This window comes from Streptacidiphilus monticola, assembly GCF_042658505.1.
GTDB lineage: Bacteria > Actinomycetota > Actinomycetes > Streptomycetales > Streptomycetaceae > Streptacidiphilus > Streptacidiphilus monticola.
Genome location: NZ_JBHSQJ010000072.1, coordinates 13,307 through 34,053, shown reverse-complemented (window position 1 = coordinate 34,053; position 20,747 = coordinate 13,307). Strand labels below are relative to the sequence as shown.

Sequence of the window (20,747 nt, the reverse complement as noted above, 5' to 3'; positions counted from 1 at the left end):
GTGCTCCTAGCGGTGTCGGTTCTGCGCGGCCGCGGCGGCTCCGGCCGCGCGGACGCGCTCCAGCAGGCGGTCCAGGTCCGCCTCGCCGGCTTGGGGGTTGAGCAGGGTGAGCTTGAGCCACACCGCCCCGCCGATCTCGGTGCGGCCGACCACCGCGGTGCCCTCGGCGAGGAGGCGCCGCCGCAAAGCGTCGTTCACCTCGTCCGAGTCGCCGTAGCGGAAGACCACGGTGGTCAGCATGGGCACCGTGTAGAGCTCGAAGTCCCGGCTCTCGCTGATGCGTTGGGCGGTGTGGCGGGCCAGCGCATGGCAGTGGTCGACCAGGGCGCCGAGCCCCTCCCGGCCCAGGGTGCGCAGGGTCACCGCGACCTTGAAGGCGTCCGGGCGGCGGGTGGTGCGGAGCGATCGGCCGAGCAGGGAGGTGAGCCCGGCCTCCTCGTCCGCCTCGGGGTTGAGGTAGGCGGCGTGCAGTTCCAGCGGCTGCAGCGCGGATCTGTCGCGGACCAGGAAGACGCCGGCGGCGACGGGCTGCCAGCCGAGCTTGTGCAGGTCCAGGCTGACGCTGTCGGCGCGGCCCAGGCCGGCCAGCAGCGGCGCGAGCTGACGGGAGAACAGGGCGCCGCCGCCGTATGCGGCGTCCACGTGCAGCGGGACGCGGTGGCGGGCGGCGACGTCGGCGAGCGCGTCGAGCGGGTCGATGGCCCCGAGGTCCGTGGTCCCGGCGGTGGCGACGACGCAGACGGGGAGGTCGCGGCAGTCGGCGAGGGCCCAGTCGAGCAACCGGGGGTCCATCCGCCCGTAGCGGTCGCTCTCGACCGGCCGCACCTCGGCGCCCAGCAGCGCGCAGGCGCGCCGGACGGAGAAATGCGCGGCGTCCGAGCAGAAGACGACCCGGCGGGCGGTGCCCTCGGCCCGGTCGCGCGCAAGCAGCAGGCCCATCAGGTTGGACTCGCTGCCCCCGGTGGTGAACGTGCCGTCCGCCCCGTTCGGGAGCCCGGCCAGCTGGGTGAGGGTGCGCACCACCGCCTGCTCCAGCTCCACACCGCCGGGCGCCTGGTCCCAGGAGTCGAGGGAGGGGTTCAGCGCGTTGACGGCCAGGTCCGCGGCGACGGCCACGGCGAGCGGGGGCACGTGCAGGTGCGCAGCGCAGGCCGGGTCGGCGGGGTCCGCGGCGGTGCGGGCCAAGGCCCGCGTCAACTCGCCCAGCGCGCCGGGCACTCCGCGATCCGGCAACAGCGCGCCCGGCGTCAGCAGGCCCGCCCACGCGGCGCGCACGGCGTCGGGCCCCCCGGCGGGCAGCGGACCGCCGCGCTCGCGGGCACCGGTCTCCAGCGCCCCGAGCACCTCCCGCATCAGCCCCGCCAACGCGGCGGGTCCCTTGGCCCCACCGCTGAGCCGCCACTCATCCACCGTGCCCGCCCCCGTTCCAGTCCCCGGTCCCGACGACGGCGTTGCCTTCCCCCGGACGCTCGCTCCCCGCGCCCGGAACAGCGCCGTCCAGCGGCAGGGCCGTCCCGGAGCCGCGCCCACCGTCGGCCGCTCCGCGGCTCACGGATACCCCGGGCACGAACCCGCCGCTCGCGGAACCAGCCATGTGCGGACCGCCCATGTGCGGCTCGGCCCCCGCTGCCGGCGCGGGAGTGTTGTCTCCGGCGCTCGCAGCAAGCCACGGGACAACAGGACTCCCCGGTCCCGGCCCCGGTGCGCTCGCGCCGAGGGGCGTCACCGACCCCGAGACCGGCGAAACCGAGACACCGGGGCTACCCGCGCCAACGAGCGACACCGGCCCGGGGAGCGGCCCATCCGAGGCACCGGGGCTCCCCGCGCCCACGAGCGACACCGGCCCGGGGAGCGGCCCATCCGAGGCACCGGGGCTCCCCGCGCCCACGAGCGACACCGGCCCGGGGAGCGGCCCATCCGAGGCACCGGGGCTCCCCGCGCCCACGAGCGACACCGGCCCGGGGAGCGGCCCATCCGAGGCACCGGGGCTCCCCGCGCCCACGAGCGACACCGGCCCGGGGAGCGGCCCATCCGAGGCACCGGGGCTCCCCGCGCCCACGAGCGACACCGGCCCGAGGAGCGGCCCATCCGAGGCACCGGGGCTCCCCGCGCCCACGAGCGACACCGGCCCGAGGAGCGGCGCATCCGAGGCACCGGGGCTCCCCGCGCCCACGAGCGACACCGGCCCGGGGAGCGGCCCATCCGAGGCACCGGCGCTCCCCGCGCCCACGAGCGACACCGGCCCGAGGAGCGACCCATCCGAGACACCGGGGCTCCCCGCGCCCACGAGCGACACCGGCCCGAGGAGCGGCGCATCCGAGGCACCGGGGCTGGCCGTGGCGGCCGAGACCCCCTGAGGCAGCGAGGGGTTGGTGCGCTCCGCGTCCCCGCGCTGTGCCCGGCGCAGTCGCACGCCCCGCCCCGCGCTCCGGCCGGCCCCCGGACCGGACTCGCCGCGCGCCGCCGGAGCAGCGCTCCCCGGCACCGCCGCCCGCGCCATGGCCACATGCCCACCGGCACCGGTACCGGCAGCGGTAGCGGCCCCGACCCCCACCCCCGGCACTGACGGCTGAACGGCCGAGGGAGCGCCCGGAGCGGGCTCTCGGCTCGACGCCCGGCTCTGGCCGGACGCGACGAGGATGGCGTCGGCCAGACGCGTGAGCACGGCTTCCGCCTGCTCGTCCGTGATGGTCAGCGGGGGCAGCAGCCGGACGACACTGCCGTGGCGGCCGCCGAGTTCGACGAGCAGGCCGCGGGCGAGGGCCTCCGCCCGTACCCGGTGGGCGAGTTCGGGCGCAGCCGGGTGCGCGCCCAGCGCGTCCGCGGGCCGCTCGGGGTCGACCAGCTCGACGCCCAGCATCAGTCCCCGGCCCCGCACGTCCCCGATGACCGGCAGCTGTCCCTGGAGCCCGCGCAGCCACCTCAGCATCCGGCCGCCCAACTCCTCGGCGCGCTGCTCCAGTTGCTCGCGCCGCACGAAGCGCAGCGTCGCCGCCCCGGCCGCCATCGCCATCTGGTTGCCGCGAAACGTTCCGGCATGCGCGCCCGGCGCCCAGACATCCAGTTCGGACCGGTACACGATCGCGGCCAACGGCAGACTGCCGCCCACCGCCTTGGACACCACGACCACGTCGGGGATGATCCCCGCGTGCTGGAAGCCCCAGAACCGCCCGGTCCGGCCGACCCCCGTCTGCACCTCGTCGACGATCAGCGGGATGCCGCGACGTTCGGTGATCCGGCGCTGCTCCCGCAGCCAGAAGTCGGGAGCGGGGAGGACCCCGCCCTCCCCCTGCACCGGCTCGACGAGCATCCCGGCCGGTGGCTCGATCCCGCCCTTGGGATCGTCCAGCAGCGACGCGGTCCACCGGGCGCCGAGCCGCGCGCCCTCCTCCCCGCCGAGCCCGAACGGGCAGCGGTAGTCGTAAGGGAAGGGCAGCCGGACCACCGCGCCACCCCCCGCTCCGCCACCCCCGCCGAGACCGACGCGGGCGTCCCGGTCACCGGTCGCGGCCAGCGCTCCCGCCGTCATCCCGTGGTAGCCGCCGGTGAAGGCGAGCAGGCCGCTGCGGCCGGTCGCGGTGCGGACCAGCTTCAGCGCCGCCTCCACCGCGTCCGTCCCGGCGGGCCCGCAGAACTGCACCCGCGCGTCCGCCGCGAACTCCGGGGGCAGCGTCTCGAACAGCGCGGTGGTGAAGTCGTCCTTGACCGGCGTCGCCAGGTCCAGCACGTGGAGCGGCGCTTCGGTATCCAGGACGCCGCGGATCGCCTCCAGCACCACCGGGTGGTTGTGGCCCAGCGCCAGCGTCCCGGCCCCGGCCAGGCAGTCCAGGTAGCGTCTGCCGTCGGCGCCCTCCACCGTCATCCCGCGCGCCCGCACCGGGACGATGGGCAGCGAGCGGGCGTAGGTCCGGGCGGCGGACTCACGTGCGGCCTGGCGGGTGAGGATCGCCGCGGCGTCAGCTGCCGCAGCAGGCACGGGGGTTGACGCGGCAGCGCGGCCGGGGTCACCTGTCACGCCCTGTTCAACGATCGACTGCCGCCCCAGGCAACGCCGTTCCCTCTCCGCAACGCAGAACCGCCACGGTTCCCACACAGGGGACCGTGGCGGTTCGGGGGCCTGACGGGACTGACGGGACGTCAGCCCACCGGCACGAAGCGCTCCAGCTCCGCGGCCAGTTCGGCCTGCACCCGGGCCCGCAGCAGCGTGCCCTCGGCGGTGTGCTCGGTGGCGAGCACCTCGCCGTCCCGGTGCACCCGGGCGACCAGGCCGCCCTCGGTGTACGGGACCAGCGCCTCGACCTCGATCGAGGGGCGCGGCAGTTCGGACTCGACCAGCTTGAGCAGCTCGTCGATGCCGTCGCCGGTACGGGCCGAGACCGCGATGGCGTGCGGCTCGCGCCGCAGCAGCCGGGCCAGCACCAGCGGGTCGGCCGCGTCCGCCTTGTTGATCACGACGATCTCCGGCACGTCCTGCGCGCCCACCTCGACGATCACCTCGCGCACGGCGGCCAACTGGGCCTCAGGCTCGGGGTGCGCGCCGTCGACGACGTGAAGGATCAGGTCGGCGTCGGCGACCTCCTCCATGGTCGAGCGGAAGGCCTCGACCAGGTGGTGCGGCAGGTGCCGGACGAAGCCGACGGTGTCGGCCAGGGTGTACACCCGGCCGCCGGGCGTCTCCGCACGGCGGACGGTCGGGTCCAGGGTGGCGAACAGGGCGTTCTCCACCAGGACACCGGCCCCGGTCAGCCGGTTGAGCAGCGAGGACTTGCCGGCGTTGGTGTAGCCGGCGATGGCCACCGACGGCACCTGGTTGCGACGGCGCTCCTGGCGCTTGGTGTCGCGGCCCTTCTTCATGTCCGCGATCTCCCGGCGCAGCTTCGCCATCTTCTCGCGGATCCGCCGCCGGTCGGTCTCGATCTTGGTCTCACCGGGACCACGGGTCGCCATGCCGCCGCCCGAGGAGCCGGAGCCACCGCCACCCATCTGCCGGGACAGGGACTGACCCCAGCCGCGCAGCCGCGGCAGCATGTACTGCATCTGCGCGAGCGAGACCTGCGCCTTGCCCTCACGGGACTTGGCGTGCTGGGCGAAGATGTCCAGGATCAGGGCGGTCCGGTCGACCACCTTGACCTTGACGACGTCCTCGAGGTGGATCAGCTGGGCCGGCGTCAGCTCACCGTCGCACACGACGGTGTCGGCGCCGCTGGAGAGCACGATGTCGCGCAGCTCCTGGGCCTTGCCGGAACCGATGTAGGTGGCCGGGTCGGGCTTCTCGCGGCGCTGGATCACGCCGTCGAGCACCTGCGAGCCGGCCGTCTCGGCGAGGGCGGCCAGCTCCGCGAGGGAGTTCTCCGCCTCCTCGGCCGTGCCGTCGGTCCAGACCCCGACGAGCACCACGCGCTCCAGGCGGAGCTGCCGGTACTCGACCTCGGTGACGTCCTCGAGCTCGGTGGAGAGGCCGTGCACACGGCGCAGGGCGGCACGGTCCTCGCGGTCGAACTGGTCACCGTCGAAGGTGTGGCCGAGGGCCTCGTCGATTCCCGCGAGGTCCTCGTCCATCAGTGCCTCGGCTCGCAGGTCGGCCGGGCGACGGGCGCCGCGGGTCTGCTTCTGGGAGGCGTCGCGGGATTCGAACGTGGAGGTCATTGCGTCCTTAAGTGTGTCGACTCCGGGGGAGCTACTCCCCCACGGAGGACAACGCGGGATCGTCGTCCCGCATTCCCCTCGCCGTAGATGGTCGCATGCCCGCCTCCACGCGGTCACCACCATTTCCGGCGCGGTCCCCGGCCTGGCCGCTCGGCTGCTCCCCGGCCCGGTAGACGTCGTAGACGCCGGGAACCCGCTGCATCGCCCGCATCAGGCCGGGCAGCGCCTCGGCGTCGGGCAGCTCGACCGTGTAGACGTGCCGTACCCGCAGTTCCTGCGGCGGCTCCACGGTGGCGGACAGGATGTCCACGCCGGCCGAGGAGATGGCGGCGGTGAGGTCGGCCAGCAGCCGCGGCCGGGTCAGCGCCTCGGCCTGCACGGTGACCCGGTAGCCCGCCTCGCCGTCGACCCGGGTCCAGTGCGCCTCGACCGGGCGGCGGCCCTTGCCGCGCATGGCCTGGGCCGTCGGGCAGTCCTCCCGGTGCACGGTCAGCGTGCCGCCGCGGACGGCGAAGCCGAGCAGCGGGTCGGGTGGGACGGGGGTGCAGCAGCCCGCCAGCCGGATCCGGGCCCGGGGCATCGCCGGCGCGGCGACGGCGTCCGGCACCGGGGCCTCGCCACCGGGGGTGAGCTGCGGCCCGGCGTCGGGCAGCGGGCGGGGGGCCGCGGTCTCCGGGGCAGGATGGTCGGCCAGCCAGCGCTCGATCGCGATGCGCGCCGCCGGGGTGTGCGCGTGCGCCAGCCAGTCGGGGCCGGGGCCGCCGGGCTCGGCGCCGTCCTGCGGGTCCTCGGTCAGCAGGTCGATCAGGTCACCGTCGTGGAGTTCCACCGAGAGCGCGCTGAGGCGGCCGTTGAGCCGGGCGCCGATACATCGGTGGCCGGTCTCCTCGCCCAGCGCGTAGGCGGCGTCCACGCCGGTGGCGCCGACCGGGAGCTGCAGCGGCCGGGCCGCCGCGCCGCCGTGGCCGGCCACCAGGACCGTCAACTCGCCGTCCCGGGAGAGGTCTTCACGCAGCTGGTCCCAGAAGGTGTCCGGATCGGGCGTCTCCCGCTGCCACTCCAGCAGCCGGGACAGCCACCCCGGCCGGCCCGGGTCGCCCCCTTCGGTGCCCTCCAGCGCCTCCGCCTCCGGGTCCGCCGCGGTCGGGGCCCCGTCCAGCGCGACGACGCCGAACTCCGCGACGCGGTGCATCCGTTGGGTGCGCACCAGCACCTCGACGACCTCGCCGTCCTCGGTGGCCACGGCCGTGTGCAGCGACTGGTAGAGGTTGAACTTCGGTGTGGCCACGAAGTCCTTGAACTCGCCGGGCAGCGGCGTCCAGCAGGTGTGCAGCTCGCCGAGGACCGCGTAGCAGTCGGCGTTCTCCTCGACCACGATGAGCAGCCGGCCCAGGTCCGTCGAGCCGGTCTCGGCCCGGTTCAGCCGGACCCGCTGCACGGAGACGCAGTGCCGGGGCCGGATGCCGACCTCGGCGGGGATCCGCGCCTCGCGCAGCTGGCGGCGCACCCGCTCCGCGAACTCGGCCAGCGGCCCGCCGCCCAGCTCCGCGTCCCGCGCCTCGTGACGGGCGATCAACTCCCGGGTGCGGGCGTACTCGTCGGGGTGGAGCGTGGCGAAGACGATGTCCTCGAGCTCGGTCTTGACCACCTGGATGCCGAGACGTTCCGCCAGCGGGATCAGCACGTCCCTGGTGACCTTGGCGATGCGGATCTGGCTGGCCGGCTTCATGTGCCGGATGGTGCGCATGTTGTGCAGCCGGTCGGCCAGTTTGATGACCATCACCCGGACGTCCTCGCCGGTGGCCACGAGCATCTTGCGGAAGGTCTCCGCCTCCGCCGCGGCGCCGAAGTCCACCTTCTCCAACTTGGTGACGCCGTCCACGAGATAGGCCACCTCGTCGCCGAAGCCGGCACGCACCTCGTCCAGCGTGACCGCCGTGTCCTCGACCGTGTCGTGCAGCAGCGCGGCCACCAAGGTCGTGGTCCCCGCGCCGAGTTGGGAAAGGATCATGGTGACCGCGAGCGGGTGGGTGATGTACGGCTCGCCGCTCTTGCGGGTCTGCCCCCGGTGCGAGGCCTCGGCCACGGAGTACGCGCGGGCCAGCAGCGCGATGTCGGCACGCGGATGGTGTACGCGGTGCTGACGGACGACGTGTTCCAGCGCGTCCGGCACCCCCGCCGTCCGGCCCCCCGTCAGCAGCGCGGCGATCCCGGCCCGGCCGAGCCCCGGCAGCGAGCGTCCGCGCCGCAGCGGCGGAGCGGCCAGCTTCCCGTCCAGGGGCATCGCGGGTACCGCGTGGAGATCACCGGCATTCATGCACACCTCCGGCACTGATCACCGGAGCTTGCTGCCGCTCCGATGGTCCATGCTAACGAGTGCAGCACGGAGCGCGATGCCGCGTGTTCCCTACGTCACTTTGATCACCCGAACGGGGGATTTGAACCGGTCTGTCACGGGCAAGACTTATGGATTGCCCTGTTCGGGACGGGTCCGACCGCTCTCCGCCGACTCGGCTCAGCCCTCGGCCCAGACGGCGTCCAGCTCGCCCTCGGCCAGGATCACCGCAGGTCCGGTCATGTCCAGGGAGCCGTCCGGGTGCTCGGTGATGACGAGGCGCCCGCCCGGGACGTCCACGGTGTAGGTGACGGCCGTTCCGGTGACGGCAGGGTCGGCCCCCTCCCGCCGGGCCGCGGCGACCATCACCGCGCAGGCCCCCGTACCGCAGGAGCGGGTCTCCCCGGAGCCGCGCTCGTGCACGCGCAGGGCGACGTGCCGTGGGCCGCGGTCGACCACGAACTCGACGTTGACACCGGTGGGGTAGGCCGAAGCGGGGGTGACGGCGGGGGCGGTGAAGAGGTCCCCGGCGTGGGCCAGGTCCTCGACGAAGGCCACGGCGTGCGGGTTGCCCATGTTCACGTTGACGGCGGGCCAGCGACGCGAGCCGACCGCCACCTCGATCCCGTCCGGCCCCGGGAGGGCGGCGCGCCCCATGCCCACGGTGACGTCGCCCTGGGCGGGCACAGTGACGCCGCGCAGACCGGCGCGGGTGGCGATGTGGAACGTGCCGGGCGTGGCGAGGCCGGAGTCGACCAGATAGCGCCCGAAGACGCGGACGCCGTTCCCGCACATCTCGGCGACGCTGCCGTCCGCGTTGCGGTAGTCCATGAACCACTCGGCTTCGGCGGACAGGGCCGCCACCTCGGGCGCGGCCGCGGTCCGCACGACGCGCAGCACGCCGTCGGCCCCGATGCCCGCGCGGCGATCGCAGATCCGGGCGACCTGAGCGGGCGTCAGTTCCAGCGCACCGTCGGGGTCGGGGATGATCACGAAGTCGTTCTCCGTGCCGTGACCCTTGAGAAACCGCGGACCCTTCACCAGTTCGTTCACACCGCCGAGTCTAGGGGCAGTGGACTGCCCCGGCGCGAAAAGCGCCCACCAGCCGGGAAGGACACGCGGGGCCCGGGCGGCGGGTGTCGCTCAGCCGTGGAGGTGGGCGACGCGCCAGACGCCGAGGGCCAGCAGAGCCAGGGTCAACGCGGTGTAGCCGAGGAGGACCCGCCAGCTCGCCCGCACTCCTGATCCCTGGCGAGGCAGGCCAGGCCAGGTGTAGCCGGCGCGGCGCGCGGCCATCGCACCCCAGCCCGCGCTCGCCGCCATCAGCAGCAGCCCCAGCATGCCGACCAGGTTGCCGCTGCCGCCGCCGGTCTCGAAGGCCAGCGGGAAGGCGAACATCAGCGACCCCAGGATCGCCAGCGCCACGATCGGCAGCAGCTGCCAGATCCGCAGCCGGCGCTGCGGACGCAGCTCGCGGGCATGGAGTTCCAGATCCTCGGGCGGGGCGGGCAGCAGCGGAAGGGGTGTCAATTCCCGTGCGGGCAGCGCCAGATCCTTCGGGTCGAAGCCGTCGTCCGGCAGACGCTGCGTGTCGGGGCCGGTATCCATGGACACGCGGCCTCCCTGCGCGGTCGTGCCGACGTCTGGTCGCTGCGCCGGTCTGCTGACGGTCTCGATGGCTCGATGATGGCATGGACAAACCGCCCGCCAACTATCTGTCCGGCGGTCCGCTGCGATCCGTGGCCATGACGTGATCAGCCCGTGACCGCCCGCCTACCGGACCCACAGGTCACGCCGGTGACGCTCCGGCGCACGCGTCGCCAACCTCAGGCGTGCACCCGCTCCAGCGCGCGCCGGAGCAGGTCGTCCGCCGGGGCGTCGAGGTCGCGGACGAGCCAGTGCACGCGGGGGTCGCGACGGAACCAGGACTCCTGCCTCCGCGCGAAGCGCCGGGTGGCGCGGACGGTCTCGGCGCGTGCCTGGGACTCGTCGTACTCGCCGTCCAGTTGGGCCAGCGCCTGGGCGTAGCCGAGGGCCCGGGAAGCGGTGCGGCCCTCGCGCAGGCCCTGCGCGTCCAGCTCCGCGACCTCCTTGAGCAGGCCCGCCTCCCACATGTGGTCCACCCGCAGCGCGATGCGCGCGTCCAGCACCGGGCGCGGGAGTTCGACGCCGATCTGCACGGCCTCGTAGACGGACTGATGGCCCGGCAGATTCGCGGTGAAGGGCAGCCCGGTGATCTCGACGACCTCCAGCGCGCGCACGATCCGCCGCCCGTTGCTCGGCAGGATCGCGGCCGCGGCGGCCGGGTCCACAGCGGCCAGCCGCGCGTGCAGCGCGCCGGAGCCGAGCTCGGTCAGCTCCGCCTCCAGCCGGGCGCGGACCTCCGGATCCGTGCCCGGAAACTCCAACTCGTCCACGGCGGCCCGGACATACAGTCCGGAACCGCCCACCAGGACCGGCACCTTCCCGGCGGCCAGCAGCTCGTCGATCTTCGCCCGGGCCAGCCGCTGGTACTCGGCGACGCTGGCGGTCTCGGTGACGTCCCGGATGTCCAGCAGGTGGTGCGGGACGCCCTGGCGCTCCTCCAGGCTCAGCTTGGCGGTGCCGATGTCCATGCCCCGGTACAGCTGCATCGAGTCGGTGTTGATCACCTCGCCGCCCAGCTCGCGGGCGAGGGCGACGCCGAGGTCGGACTTGCCGACGGCGGTCGCGCCGACCACGGCGACGACCTGGAAGGAGGGGCTGCTGCTGGTCACCCGTCTAGTCTGGCAAACCCGCCGGTCCTCCGTACTATATGGATACCTTTGGGTGCGAATGCCCGACCTGTACAGCGAGGAGCAGCCGTCATGGGCCTCACGGACACTCTCAAGGGCGCGCTCACCCAGGCCAAGGACAAGGCCACCGAGTACGCGCGGACCCACAACGACCAGATCGGCGCCGGCCTGGAGAAGGTCGGTCAGATGGCCGACAAGGCCACCAAGGGCAAGTACCACGAGAAGATCAACACAGGCACGGACAAGGCCAAGCAGGCCGTGACCAAGTTCAACGAGCGGCCGCGCACCGTTCCCGGGGAGACCGCCGAACCGACCGGAGCGACCGGAGCGACCGGAACGACCGGCACGACAGGAACCACCGGAACCACCGGAACCACCGGCACGACAGGAACCACGGGCACGACAGGAACGGCGGGGACGACCGGAACCACCGGCACTACGGGAACGACCGGCACGACCGGAACGACGGGAACCTCCGGGACGACGGGGCCGGCCGCGGCCGACGGCCCTACCCCGGACGAACCGCAGCAGCCCTGAGCCGTGCTACCGGGTCCACGACGCCACGAAGTACCCCACGCCGTAGGGAGCGTCGTCGTAGAGCAGTTCCGCGCGCACCGGCTGCTGCCCCCGCGCACCCGCGAGGACCTCCCACGGCGCCCGGCCCGAGGCCATCAGCTCGAAGGCCAACTCGGCGTCCAGGTCCCGGATCTCGCCCGCGGCCAGCGCCTTGGCGACGACCGCGTCGAAGGCCTCGGCCCGATCGTCGTAGTAGCCGGGTGACTTGACGGTCCGTCGGGCGGAGCCCTCCCCCAGCACCAGCAGCCCCACCCGCTCCGCCGACTCCGCCAACTGCACGCCGTTCTCGGCGCAGAGCGGCTGCTCCAGGTAGTCCGGCACCGCCAGGCCGCGCACGGGGCCGGTCCAGCCCGCCCGCTCCAGCAGCCAGGCGCCGACCGCGAGGGACGCGGGGAGCGCCTCGGCGGCCGCGGAGTCCTCGTCGCCGGCGCCGAGCCGGACGCTCACGTCCACGCCGAAGCTGCGGAAGCCGCCGCGGCTGCCCTGGGGGAAGAGCCCGTGCTCGGGCCCGGGGCCGATGACGCAGACCAGGTCGGGCCGCGCCTCCAGGAGCGCGCCCAGAGCCCGGTCGCAGGCCTCGCGCAGCCCGTCCAACTCGGGCGCCGCCCCTGACGCGACCTCAGGAACCAGCAACGGGGGACACGGGCACACTGCTGCTGCGGCAAACATGACCACGACCCTACCCGGCCGCCCCGCGCCGGCCAGAGCTCCGGAGGGACCATGCCGGCACCGGCCCACCGTCGCCGCCGCCCCGCCGTCGCCGTACTGGCGGGACTCGCGGCCCTGCTCGGCACCCTCAGCGGCTGCTCCTCCGCCTCCGGTCCGGCCGCCGCGAACACACCGTCACCGGCGGCGGCCTCGACCGCCGTCACTGCACGGACGAGCGCCGCCGGACGACTGCCCGCACCCGACCACACCGTGGTCGTGGTCATGGAGAACCACGCGGCCGACGAGGTCCTCGGCAGTCCTGCGGCCCCCTACGTCAACGGCGTCCTCGCCAAGGGCGGCGCGGTGCTCAGCGGGTTCCACGCGGAGACCCACCCCAGCCAGCCGAACTACTACGTCCTGTTCTCCGGCAGCACCCAGGGCGTCACCGACGACAGCTGCCTGACGCCCGGATTCAGTTCGGCGCCCGACCTGGCCGCCGAACTGCTCGCCGCCGGCCGGACCTGGGCGAGCTACAACGAGGGCCTGCCCACCCGGGGTTCGACGGTCTGCACCGCCGGACGATACGCGCAGAAGCACAACCCCTGGTTCGGCTTCTCGAACGTGCCCGCGGACTCCGCGCTGCCGCTGAGCGCGCTCCCCCACGATCCCGCCCGGCTGCCCCAGGTGGCCTTCGTCGTGCCGGACCTCTGCCACGACATGCACGACTGCCCGGTCTCCACCGGCGACACCTGGCTGCGGGACACCCTCGGCGGCTACGCCGCCTGGGCGCGCACGCACAACAGCCTGCTGGTGCTCACCTTCGACGAGGACGACGGCTCCGCGGACAACCGGATCCCCACCGTCGTCTACGGCGCGCACGTGGCCCCAGGCGGCTCGACCGCGGTCCGGTACGACCACCGCGACCTGCTGCGCACCCTGGAGGACCTGAGCGGCCTGCGCAGCCACGCGGGCAGCGGCCACGACATCACCGGCATCTGGAACTGAGCCGGAACGGCGCCGGGGCCGCCCCAAGGGGACGGCCCCGGAACGTTTCTGACGGCCCGTCGGGCCGTCGGCTCAGCAGGCGCAGCCCTTCGCCTCGGCGACCGGCAGCGGGGCCGGCACGCCGATGCCGGGCAGGCCCAGCATGACGCCCTGCGGCTTGGGCGCCGACTCCGCCTGTCGGCGCTCCCAGGCGTCGCCCGCCCGGGTCCGCCGGACGCCGCGCGCCGGGCCCTCGGCGAGCAGGTGGTGCGGGGCGGCGTAGGTGATCTCGACCGTCACCATGTCGCCGGGGCGCACGGGCTGCTCGGGGCGGGTGAAGTGCACCAGGCGGTTGTCGGGCGCGCGACCGGAGAGGCGGTCGGTCTGACCGTCCTTGCGGCCCTCGCCCTCGGCGACCAGGACTTCCAGCACCCGGCCGACCTGCTTCTTGTTCTCCTCCCAGGAGATCTCCTCCTGGAGCGCGACCAGCCGCTCGTAGCGGGCCTGGACGACCTCCTTGGGGATCTGGTCCTCCATCTCGGCGGCCGGGGTGCCCGGGCGCTTGGAGTACTGGAAGGTGAAGGCCTGCGCGAAGCGCGCCTCGCGGACCACCTTCAGCGTCTCCTCGAAGTCCTCCTCGGTCTCGCCGGGGAAGCCCACGATGATGTCGGTGGTGATGGCCGCGTCCGGCATGGCGGCGCGGACCTTCTCGATGATCCCGAGGTAGCGCTCCTGTCGGTAGGAGCGGCGCATGGCGCGCAGCACCGTGTCCGAGCCGGACTGCAGCGGCATGTGCAGCTGGTGCATCACGTTCGGCGTCTCCGCCATGGCGGCGATCACGTCGTCGGTGAAGTCCTTCGGATGCGGCGAGGTGAAGCGGACCCGCTCCAGGCCCTCGATCTCGCCGCAGGCGCGCAGCAGCTTGCTGAAGGCCTGGCGGTCGCCGATGTCCGAGCCGTAGGCGTTGACGTTCTGGCCGAGCAGCGTCACCTCGACGACGCCCTCGTTCACCAGGGCCTGCACCTCGGCGAGGATGTCGCCGCTGCGGCGGTCCTTCTCCTTGCCGCGCAGGGCCGGGACGATGCAGAAGGTGCAGGTGTTGTTGCAGCCGACGGAGATGGAGACCCAGGCCGCGTAGGCGGACTCGCGTCGCGTGGGCAGCGTGGAGGGGAAGACCTCCAGCGACTCGAGGATCTCGACCTGCGCCTCCTCCTGCACCCGCGCGCGCTCCAGCAGCGCGGGGAGGTGGCCGATGTTGTGGGTGCCGAAGACCACGTCGACCCAGGGCGCCTTGCGGACGATGGTGTCGCGGTCCTTCTGCGCCAGGCAGCCGCCGACGGCGATCTGCATGCCCGGGTGCGTGGCCTTGACCGAGGCCAGCCGGCCGAGGTTGCCGTAGAGCCGGTTGTCCGCGTTCTCGCGCACCGCGCAGGTGTTGAACACCACGACGTCGGCCTGGTCGCCCTCGCCGGCCTTGGCGTAGCCGGCGTCCTCCAGCAGCCCGGACAGGCGCTCGGAGTCGTGCACGTTCATCTGACATCCGTAGGTACGGATCTCATAGGTCTTGGAAGCTTCTGCGGTACCCACGCCGTCAAGGGTACGGGCAGCGGCACGCCCCTCCGTCCGGGGTCGGCCGGGGAGCGACGGGGCCGTGGGTGCGTCGTCGGCCACCCCGGGCCCGCGGGGCCTTGGCCCGCCGGGGACGGGATGGCAGGATCCCGCCATGCCCTCCCGCCTCCGTCCCGCGCTGCGCCGCCTGCGGCTGCCGCTCGCCGCGCTGCTGGTGCTGGCGGTCGCCCTGGCCTGGTGGCTGGCCGGACGGACCTCGCTGGGCTACCCGCAGGGCACCTACGGTTTCGCCACCGGGACCCGCGGCGGCGTCTACGACCTCTACGGCTCGCTGTTCAAGCCGGTGGTGGAGCGCGAGGTCCCCGGCGTCCGGCTCCGTCTGGACCCCAGCGCGGGCGGCCCGGACAACCTGGAGCGGATCGCCACCGGCCAGGACGCCTTCGGCGTCGCCACGGCCGACGCGGTCGCCGCCTACAACGGCCCCGGCAAGGACCGCCTCCAGGCGCTGGGGCGCCTGTACGACGACTACGTGCAACTGGTCGTGCCCTCGGACTCGGACATCCGCACCGTCGCCGACCTGCGCGGCAAGCGGGTCGGCACCGGCCAGGCCAACTCCGGGGTGGCGCTGATCGCCTCCCGGGTGCTCCAGCTGTCGGGGCTGCACCCCGGACATGACGTGACGTCAGTTCCCCTGGGTATCAAGGACGCGCCGGGCGAGCTGCGGGCGGGGCGCATCGACGCGTTCTTCTGGTCCGGCGGACTGCCCACCTTCAACGTCTCCGCGCTCAGCGCCGACATGCGGATCCGGCTGATCCCGCTGGGCGGACTCGCCTCCGCGATGGACAGCCTGGCCCAGACCCAGGACGCCGGCTCCCGCGGCACCCAGCTGTACCGGACCTCGTCCATCCCCGCGTCCGCGTACCCCCTGACCGCCCCGGTCCAGGCGGTGCCGACGCTCGCGGTGGCGAACCTGATGGTGACCCGCGACGACGTCCCGGCCGCGCTCGTGGAGCGTGTGACGGCGGCGATCATCTCCAGCCGCGACACGATCGGGCAGCGGGTGCACTCGGCCCAACTGGTGGACATCCGCTCCGCGATCTACACCGACCCCCTCCCCCTCGCGGAGGGCGCCCGCCGCTACTACGCAGCCGCGAAGCCCTAGTTGCACCGCCCGTGGCGGCCGCAGCCGCCAGGGGCGCGAGGGTCCCTCGCCCTTCGGGCGGGAGGTGCCTCCACCGCGAGCAACACACCACCCACGGAGGTCCGGCCCTATGGCGAGTCGAACCTCCGCGAGTGGGAGCTGGTCGCGCAGCTGCGCCGCTGAGGGGCGGTGCGACTAAAGCTCTCGGGCGAGAACGTCACGCAGGTGCGGGGGGACCGCGGAGTCGAGGAGGCGGACGGCTTCCGCGCGCAGCGCCCGGGCGAGTTCCGCGTTGACGACCTGCTGGGCCAGGGGCCGCAACTCACGGACGCTCGCCGCCGCCTCCGCGGCCTCCTCGTCCGTCAGCGCGTGGCCGGCGTAGCGGGCGAAGACGTGGAGCGCGCTGAACTCGACGAAGTCCCGGGCCATCCCCTCCACGTCCGCCCGCAGCGACTCCAGGTGACCGAGGCACGCCTGCAGCGGCACCCCCAGCGCGAAGAGCCGGGCGGCGACGCCGAGGACCGCCGGGTTGGGGACCAGGAACGACTCCCACGCCTCGGACTCGGGCTCCAGCACCCCGAGCCGCACCGCGGCTGCCAGCGCCTCCGCGTCCTCCACCCCGCCGAAGCGGGCGCGCAGGTCCGCGCGGCAGAGCCGCTCCGGCAGCTCGTCGGTCCAGGGGCCGGTGACCTCGGCCACCAGGCCGAGGACTCCGCCCAGGCCGCGGCCGTCGGACCAGGCGTCGAGGAGTTCCTTGATGCCGGCCAGGGTGTGCCCGCGGTTCAGCAGTTGGGCGATCAGCCGCAGCCGCTGCAGGTGGGCCGGGCCGTAGACGTTCGACCGGCCGCGGCGTTCGGCCGGAGGCAGCAGGCCGCGGTCCTGGTAGGCCCGGATGTTGCGGACCGTGGTGCCCGCCGCCTGGGCGAGGTCGTCGATCCGGTACTGGGTGCGCCGCTCCAGGCCGCTGTCCGTACGAGGGCTGGGAACCCTGGTCATGGCGTCCGATCCTCCCCTGCCGCCATCCGCCCCGTCGCGGCCGTCCCCTCGGGAGGCGCGGAGCGCCGGACGGTCGGAAGCCGCGCCCGGGGCAGGGCTTGAGCGTACCCCCGCTCCCTGGGTGGGACGCACGCCGAGCGGGCAGCCGGGACACGAAGCAGTCACAACGCCGCGCCGCCCCCGCGTCCCTTCTAGCCTGGGGTCACGGTCGCGGGTCCGCCGAAGTACCCGCCCACCCGTAAGGAGTGACGCATGCTCACCCGGTCCGCCCCGCCCGTGCTGGCGCCGCAGCTGGCCCTGGCCGCCGTGTACGACCAGGTCACCGACGCCGTCTCGGCCCTCGACGACGGGCAGTTGCGCGCCCCGACGCGCTGCCCGGGCTGGTCGGCCGCGGAGCTGCTGCTGCACCTGCTGCTGGACGCGCAGCGGGCCCTGGTCACCCTGGCCTCGCCCACCGAGGCCCCGGCGACGGCCAGCTTCGCGTCCTACTGGCAGGACCACCGCAGCGACGCCGACCCCGACGGGGCCGCCGCGCACGCGGAGTGGGTCCGCCGGAGCGCCGCCGCGTATCGCGATCCGCGCGGCATCGTCCGGCACTGGTGCGACACCGCCCCGGCCGCCGGACGCGCCGCCGGGGCGGCACCGCTGGAGGGCCGGGTGGCGACGCAGGGCCATGTCCTCGCCGTGCCGGACTTCCTGACCACCCTCGTCGTCGAGGCGTCGGTGCACTACCTGGACCTGGCGGTGGCCGTCCCCGATCCCGCGCCGCTCGCCGCCGAGGCCGAGGCGCTGACCCATGCGACGCTGACCGCGCTGCTGCAAGGGGTGGCGACGCCCGCATCCTGGGACGACGAGCAGTTCATCCTCAAGTGCACCGGGCGGCTCCCGCTCTCCGACGGCGACCGCGCGGCGCTGGCCACCGCGGCCGACCGCTTCCCGGTCCTCGGCTGACCGCTGACGGCCCGTCAGTCCTGCCGCGGCACCGTCAGGACCACGGTCAGCCCGTGCGGCTCCGCCGGCCGGAAGGCGAGGGTGCCGCCGCCGGCGCCGAGCAGCGCGCGGGCGATGGAGAGGCCGAGTCCCGAGCCGGCCACGTTCTGCTGGTGCGGGCTGCGCCAGAAGCGGTCGCCGATCCGGGACAGCTCCTCCTCGTCCAGGCCGGGCCCCGCGTCGGTGACCGTCACCACCGCGTGGCCGTCCTCCTCCCGGGCCGCCAGGCGGACCGTGCCGCCGGCCGGGGTGAACTTGATCGCGTTGTCCAGCACCGCGTCCAGCGCGCTGCCGAAGCCCACCGGGTCCGCCAGCCCGCTCACCGGCCCGGCGGGCACGCCGGCGGTGTCGACGGAGACTCCGCGCTCGCGGGCCAGGGGCGCCCAGCCCTCGGCCCGTTCCCGGGCCACACCCGCCACGTCGCAGGGTTCGACGACAGGTCCGGCGTTCTCCGCCACGGCCAGGCCGAGCAGATCGTCCAGCACGCGGGCCAGGCGCTGCCCCTCGACGCGGACGCTCTGCAGCTCCTGCTCGTGGCCCGGGGGCAGTTCCATGCCGAGCGCCTCCACCCGCAGCATCAACGCCGCGAGCGGGTTGCGCAGTTGGTGCGAGGCATCCGCCACGAAGGCCCGCTGCTGGTCCAGCACCGCCTCGACGTGGTCCGCCATCTCGTTGAACGCACGTGCCAGCCGCCGCAGTTCGGGCGGTCCTCCGGCCGGTGCGACCCGGGAGGCGAGCCGGCCGGTGGCGATGTCGTGGGTGACCTTGTCCAGGTCGCGGACCGGGCGCAGCACCCAGCCGGTCAGCCCCACCGCGGCCGCGACGGCCAGCAGCACCGCCACCGCCTCGCCGCCCGCGATCCACAGCCAGCCGTGCAGGATGCGGGCGCCGAGCGGGCCGGTGGGCGAGGAGGTCACCACGACCGCGACGACGTCGCCCTCGCGGACCACCGGGGACGCGACCACGAGCTGTCGTCCGTGCTGCCACGGCCAGGCCTGGCCGGGGTCGTGGCTGCGGCGGCCGTCCAGCGCGGTCTGGAACGGCTCGGCGGACGGCCCGGTGCGGGCGTTGCGCCAGTCGGTGGGTGCGGCGGCGATGGCGTAGCCGTCGAGCGCGAAGACACCGATGCCGATGCCGTAGACGTCGTGGTACCGGCGCAGTTCGGTGTCCAGGGTGGTGCGCAGCTCCAGGTTGTCCGGCTCGGCCATGACGTTCTGGGCGAGCACCGCGAAGCGCGCGGTGTCGTCGATCCGGTCGACCAGCAGGTGCTGCTGCTCGGCGCGGGCCTCGCTGACCGCGAGGGGGATGCCCAGGGCGGCCAGCACACAGGCCATCAGGGCGAGCAGGATGCCGAGCAGGCGGGTGCGCATGGTCAGTCGGGGTCCGGCTCAGTCGGCGGTGGGCCGGGGCACCAGGCGGTAGCCGATGCCGCGCACGGTCTCGATCGCCGCGGGCACCCCGAGCTTGTGCCGCAGCGAGGCGATGTGCACCTCCAGCGTCCGCGCGGTCCCCTCCCAACTGCTGCGCCACACCTCGGAGATGATCTGCTCGCGGCGGTAGACCACGCCGGGGCTCTGCGCCAGCAGGGCCAGCAGGTCGTACTCCTTGCGCGTCAGCGGGACCTCGCGGCCGTCCACCGTGGCCCGGCGGGCGTCGGGGTCGAGCACCAGGCCGAGGCCGCGGAGCAGCTCCTTGCGGCCGAAGGCCTCCACCTTCTCCCGGGTGTCCAGTCCGGCGTCGCGGCGGGAGACCGCGTGGATGCGGGCGAGCAGTTCGCCCATGTCGTAGGGCTTGACGACGTAGTCGTCGGCACCCAGGTTGAGCCCGTGGATCCGGGACCGGATGTCCGAGCGGGCGGTCACCATGATCACGGGGGTGGTGCTGCGGCGGCGGATCTGGCCGCAGACCTCGAAGCCGTCGCGGTCGGGCAGCCCGAGATCGAGCAGGACCACCCGGTAGGGCGGTCGGCTGTCCGGCACCAGCGCGTCCAGGGCCTCGTTGCCCGAGCGGACGTGGCGCACCTCGAAGCCGTGCTTGGTCAGCACGGTCTGCAGCGCGGCAGCGACGTGGTCGTCGTCCTCGACGAGGAGCAGGCGCACGATCCTCTCCTTCTCCTCCGGTCCGGTCCGTGGGATGAGTTGTACCGGAATCCATCCGCACCGGGGTACCCCCGGTCAAGAGCTGTCCGACTATCGGACACACGCGCCGGGCGCGAGCGGCTGCCAAGATCCTCAAATCCCGCTCAGAAGGGCACCGGTCCGGTGCTCAATGCACCTATGGTCTGGGTGCGGCCCACCCGCCGATCGGTCGCAGGCAAGGAGTCCGGCATGTCCACCGCCACCCCGCCGGCCCTGGCCGGCCTGCACGGGGTGAGCAAACGGCACGGCCTGGTGCAGGCGCTGCAGGACGTCCACCTGGAGCTGACCGCGGGCGAGACGGTGGCCCTGGTGGGCCCGCCCGGGGCGGGCAAGACCGCCCTGTGCCGGGTGCTCGCCGGCCTGGACCCGGTCGACTCCGGCCAGATCCTCGTCCACGGCCACCCACTGCCCCGCCGCGGGCGACAGCGGACGCGCCTGCGCGCGGCCGTCGCACTGGTGGGCGAACCACCGGAGCTGCTGCCCACGCGGACGCTGCTGGAGAACCTGACGGCCGGTCAGATGAAACTGCGCGGGCGCACGCTCCTGGATGCGGAGCGCCGCGCGCTGGCCGAACTGCGCCGGGTCGGCCTGATCGGTTACGCAGCCCGGCGTCCGCCCGAACTGACCGGCGACGAGCGCCTGCGCACCGCGCTGGCCAGGGCCCTGGCCCTGGACCCGGCGGTGCTGCTGCTCGACGATCCACCCACCGCCGTCCGGGACCTGCTGCCGGAGCTGACCCGCGCGGACCGCGCCCTGGTGGTGGTGACCCGCGAGGCGGAGCTGGTCCGCAGCGAGGCGCACCGGGTGGTCTTCATGTCCACCGGCCGCATCGTGGAGGAGGGTCCGGCCCACCAGTTCCTGAGCGCCCCCCGCACGTCACGCGCCCGCGACTTCCTGACCCGACTGCTCCACTGACCCGGTCACGGGCCCCCCGCGATCCGGGGCGCACG

General features: G+C 74.2%; 16 protein-coding genes and 1 pseudogene. 5 read left to right on the top strand and 12 right to left on the bottom strand.

The window, feature by feature from the left end; genetic code table 11:
* Window positions 1-6: 6 nt before the first annotated feature.
* The 7 genes and pseudogenes from ACFP3V_RS17745 to miaA all read right to left on the bottom strand — a co-directional run bounded on the left by ACFP3V_RS17745 (window position 7) and on the right by miaA (window position 10,737).
* Window positions 7-1,353 (bottom strand): pyridoxal phosphate-dependent decarboxylase family protein, encoded by a 1,347-nt coding sequence (locus ACFP3V_RS17745; RefSeq protein WP_380584622.1) that lies wholly within the window; start codon window positions 1,351-1,353, stop codon window positions 7-9.
* A gap of 1,273 nt (window positions 1,354-2,626) precedes the next feature.
* Window positions 2,627-4,015: pseudogene (locus ACFP3V_RS17740) on the bottom strand (diaminobutyrate--2-oxoglutarate transaminase); the annotation flags it as partial.
* A 122-nt stretch (window positions 4,016-4,137) separates the two neighbouring features.
* Complete coding sequence (gene hflX, locus ACFP3V_RS17735) at window positions 4,138-5,646, bottom strand: GTPase HflX (RefSeq protein WP_380584500.1); 1,509 nt, start codon at window positions 5,644-5,646, stop codon at window positions 4,138-4,140.
* A 31-nt stretch (window positions 5,647-5,677) separates the two neighbouring features.
* Window positions 5,678-7,963 (bottom strand): RelA/SpoT family protein, encoded by a 2,286-nt coding sequence (locus ACFP3V_RS17730; RefSeq protein WP_380584498.1) that lies wholly within the window; start codon window positions 7,961-7,963, stop codon window positions 5,678-5,680.
* Between the two features lie 198 nt (window positions 7,964-8,161).
* Complete coding sequence (dapF, locus tag ACFP3V_RS17725; RefSeq protein ID WP_380584620.1) at window positions 8,162-9,025, bottom strand: diaminopimelate epimerase; 864 nt, start codon at window positions 9,023-9,025, stop codon at window positions 8,162-8,164.
* A 99-nt stretch (window positions 9,026-9,124) separates the two neighbouring features.
* Window positions 9,125-9,589 carry a hypothetical protein gene (locus ACFP3V_RS17720; RefSeq protein ID WP_380584618.1) on the bottom strand — a complete coding sequence of 155 codons (465 nt, stop codon included), beginning with the start codon at window positions 9,587-9,589 and terminating at the stop codon, window positions 9,125-9,127.
* Between the two features lie 218 nt (window positions 9,590-9,807).
* Window positions 9,808-10,737 (bottom strand): tRNA (adenosine(37)-N6)-dimethylallyltransferase MiaA, encoded by a 930-nt coding sequence (gene miaA, locus ACFP3V_RS17715; protein ID WP_380584496.1) that lies wholly within the window; start codon window positions 10,735-10,737, stop codon window positions 9,808-9,810.
* Window positions 10,738-10,827: 90 nt separating this feature from the next.
* On the opposite strand from miaA, the gene ACFP3V_RS17710 reads away from it, so the two are divergent.
* Window positions 10,828-11,292 carry an antitoxin gene (locus tag ACFP3V_RS17710; protein WP_380584494.1) on the top strand — a complete coding sequence of 155 codons (465 nt, stop codon included), beginning with the start codon at window positions 10,828-10,830 and terminating at the stop codon, window positions 11,290-11,292.
* A 6-nt stretch (window positions 11,293-11,298) separates the two neighbouring features.
* Here the strand turns inward: ACFP3V_RS17710 and ACFP3V_RS17705 are convergent, their stop codons facing one another.
* Complete coding sequence (locus ACFP3V_RS17705) at window positions 11,299-12,000, bottom strand: class III extradiol dioxygenase subunit B-like domain-containing protein (protein WP_380584492.1); 702 nt, start codon at window positions 11,998-12,000, stop codon at window positions 11,299-11,301.
* Between the two features lie 51 nt (window positions 12,001-12,051).
* Here ACFP3V_RS17705 and ACFP3V_RS17700 point away from each other — a divergent pair, with 51 nt between their 5' ends.
* A complete protein-coding gene (locus ACFP3V_RS17700) occupies window positions 12,052-12,984 on the top strand; it encodes an alkaline phosphatase family protein (RefSeq protein WP_380584490.1) in 933 nt (310 codons plus the stop codon).
* Window positions 12,985-13,056: 72 nt separating this feature from the next.
* On the opposite strand, the gene miaB is transcribed toward ACFP3V_RS17700, so the two are convergent.
* The gene (gene miaB, locus ACFP3V_RS17695) at window positions 13,057-14,550 is read right to left on the bottom strand and encodes a tRNA (N6-isopentenyl adenosine(37)-C2)-methylthiotransferase MiaB (RefSeq protein WP_380584488.1); all 1,494 of its coding nucleotides are present in this window, start codon (window positions 14,548-14,550) and stop codon (window positions 13,057-13,059) included.
* A gap of 136 nt (window positions 14,551-14,686) precedes the next feature.
* Here miaB and ACFP3V_RS17690 point away from each other — a divergent pair, with 136 nt between their 5' ends.
* The gene (locus tag ACFP3V_RS17690; RefSeq protein ID WP_380584486.1) at window positions 14,687-15,694 is read left to right on the top strand and encodes a TAXI family TRAP transporter solute-binding subunit; all 1,008 of its coding nucleotides are present in this window, start codon (window positions 14,687-14,689) and stop codon (window positions 15,692-15,694) included.
* A 174-nt stretch (window positions 15,695-15,868) separates the two neighbouring features.
* On the opposite strand, the gene ACFP3V_RS17685 is transcribed toward ACFP3V_RS17690, so the two are convergent.
* A complete protein-coding gene (locus ACFP3V_RS17685; RefSeq protein ID WP_380584484.1) occupies window positions 15,869-16,669 on the bottom strand; it encodes a MerR family transcriptional regulator in 801 nt (266 codons plus the stop codon).
* Between the two features lie 252 nt (window positions 16,670-16,921).
* Between ACFP3V_RS17685 and ACFP3V_RS17680 the strand changes: the two genes are divergently transcribed.
* Window positions 16,922-17,620, top strand: a complete 699-nt coding sequence (locus tag ACFP3V_RS17680) for a maleylpyruvate isomerase N-terminal domain-containing protein (protein ID WP_380584482.1) — start codon at window positions 16,922-16,924, stop codon at window positions 17,618-17,620.
* A 14-nt stretch (window positions 17,621-17,634) separates the two neighbouring features.
* On the opposite strand, the gene ACFP3V_RS17675 is transcribed toward ACFP3V_RS17680, so the two are convergent.
* Together ACFP3V_RS17675 and ACFP3V_RS17670 are read right to left on the bottom strand one after the other, a co-directional pair.
* Window positions 17,635-19,029, bottom strand: a complete 1,395-nt coding sequence (locus tag ACFP3V_RS17675) for a sensor histidine kinase (protein ID WP_380584480.1) — start codon at window positions 19,027-19,029, stop codon at window positions 17,635-17,637.
* 18 nt (window positions 19,030-19,047) lie between these two features.
* A complete protein-coding gene (locus tag ACFP3V_RS17670; RefSeq protein WP_380584478.1) occupies window positions 19,048-19,758 on the bottom strand; it encodes a response regulator transcription factor in 711 nt (236 codons plus the stop codon).
* Window positions 19,759-19,986: 228 nt separating this feature from the next.
* Between ACFP3V_RS17670 and ACFP3V_RS17665 the strand changes: the two genes are divergently transcribed.
* Window positions 19,987-20,712, top strand: a complete 726-nt coding sequence (locus ACFP3V_RS17665) for an ATP-binding cassette domain-containing protein (RefSeq protein ID WP_380584476.1) — start codon at window positions 19,987-19,989, stop codon at window positions 20,710-20,712.
* The last annotated feature ends 35 nt before the right edge of the window (window positions 20,713-20,747 follow it).

Bases quoted from the DNA above. Each gene is read 5' to 3' on its own strand.
- ACFP3V_RS17745 (WP_380584622.1), bottom strand. From the start codon at position 1,353: ATGCGGGAGGTGCTCGGGGCGCTGGAGACCGGTGCCCGCGAGCGCGGC.
- hflX (WP_380584500.1), bottom strand. From the start codon at position 5,646: ATGACCTCCACGTTCGAATCCCGCGACGCCTCCCAGAAGCAGACCCGC.
- ACFP3V_RS17730 (WP_380584498.1), bottom strand. From the start codon at position 7,963: ATGAATGCCGGTGATCTCCACGCGGTACCCGCGATGCCCCTGGACGGG.
- ACFP3V_RS17720 (WP_380584618.1), bottom strand. From the start codon at position 9,589: ATGGATACCGGCCCCGACACGCAGCGTCTGCCGGACGACGGCTTCGAC.
- ACFP3V_RS17710 (WP_380584494.1), top strand. From the start codon at position 10,828: ATGGGCCTCACGGACACTCTCAAGGGCGCGCTCACCCAGGCCAAGGAC.
- ACFP3V_RS17705 (WP_380584492.1), bottom strand. From the start codon at position 12,000: ATGTTTGCCGCAGCAGCAGTGTGCCCGTGTCCCCCGTTGCTGGTTCCT.
- ACFP3V_RS17700 (WP_380584490.1), top strand. From the start codon at position 12,052: ATGCCGGCACCGGCCCACCGTCGCCGCCGCCCCGCCGTCGCCGTACTG.
- ACFP3V_RS17690 (WP_380584486.1), top strand. From the start codon at position 14,687: ATGCCCTCCCGCCTCCGTCCCGCGCTGCGCCGCCTGCGGCTGCCGCTC.
- ACFP3V_RS17685 (WP_380584484.1), bottom strand. From the start codon at position 16,669: ATGACCAGGGTTCCCAGCCCTCGTACGGACAGCGGCCTGGAGCGGCGC.
- ACFP3V_RS17680 (WP_380584482.1), top strand. From the start codon at position 16,922: ATGCTCACCCGGTCCGCCCCGCCCGTGCTGGCGCCGCAGCTGGCCCTG.
- ACFP3V_RS17675 (WP_380584480.1), bottom strand. From the start codon at position 19,029: ATGCGCACCCGCCTGCTCGGCATCCTGCTCGCCCTGATGGCCTGTGTG.
- ACFP3V_RS17665 (WP_380584476.1), top strand. From the start codon at position 19,987: ATGTCCACCGCCACCCCGCCGGCCCTGGCCGGCCTGCACGGGGTGAGC.